The organism is Streptomyces phyllanthi (assembly GCF_009377205.1).
In the GTDB taxonomy this organism is placed as follows: Bacteria; Actinomycetota; Actinomycetes; order Streptomycetales; family Streptomycetaceae; genus Streptomyces; species Streptomyces phyllanthi.
Window position 1 is genome coordinate 2,501 of record NZ_VJZE01000675.1, and the last position, 1,049, is coordinate 3,549.

At 57.9% G+C, this 1,049-nt stretch carries 1 rRNA gene (cut by a window edge); it reads left to right on the forward strand.

The window, feature by feature from the left end:
• Positions 1-1,049: ribosomal RNA gene (locus FNH04_RS43180) — 23S ribosomal RNA — on the forward strand (its annotated part extends 651 nt beyond the left edge of the window); the annotation flags it as partial.

Genomic DNA, 1,049 nt, shown 5'->3' on the forward strand with positions numbered 1-1,049 from the left:
CTCGTGACTGCGTGCCTTTTGAAGAATGAGCCTGCGAGTTTGCGGTGTGTTGCGAGGTTAACCCGGGTGGGGTAGCCGTAGCGAAAGCGAGTCCGAATAGGGCGATTCAGTAGCGCGCTCAAGACCCGAAGCGGAGTGATCTAGCCATGGGCAGGCTGAAGCGCGGGTAAGACCGTGTGGAGGGCCGAACCCACCAGGGTTGAAAACCTGGGGGATGACCTGTGGTTAGGGGTGAAAGGCCAATCAAACTCCGTGATAGCTGGTTCTCCCCGAAATGCATTTAGGTGCAGCGTCGTGTGTTTCTTGCCGGAGGTAGAGCACTGGATAGGCGATGGGCCCTACCGGGTTACTGACCTTAGCCAAACTCCGAATGCCGGTAAGTGAGAGCGCGGCAGTGAGACTGTGGGGGATAAGCTCCATGGTCGAGAGGGAAACAGCCCAGAGCATCGACTAAGGCCCCTAAGCGTACGCTAAGTGGGAAAGGATGTGGAGTCGCAGAGACAACCAGGAGGTTGGCTTAGAAGCAGCCACCCTTGAAAGAGTGCGTAATAGCTCACTGGTCTAGTGATTCCGCGCCGACAATGTAGCGGGGCTCAAGCGTACCGCCGAAGTCGTGTCATTGCAGTACATACTCCTAACGGGGACTGTGATGGGTAGGGGAGCGTCGTGTGCCGGGTGAAGCAGCCGCGGAAGCGAGTTGTGGACGGTTCACGAGTGAGAATGCAGGCATGAGTAGCGATTCACACGTGGGAAACGTGTGCGCCGATTGACTAAGGGTTCCTGGGTCAAGCTGATCTGCCCAGGGTAAGTCGGGACCTAAGGCGAGGCCGACAGGCGTAGTCGATGGATAACCGGTTGATATTCCGGTACCCGCTGTGAAGCGTCAAACATTGAATCCAGTGATGCTAAGCCCGTGAAGCCGCCCTGATCTCTTCGGAGTTGAGGGGAGTGGTGGAGCCGGTGGCCCGAGCTGGTAGTAGGTGAGTGATGGGGTGACGCAGGAAGGTAGTCCATCCCGGGCGGTGGTTGTCCCGGGGTAAGGGTGTAGG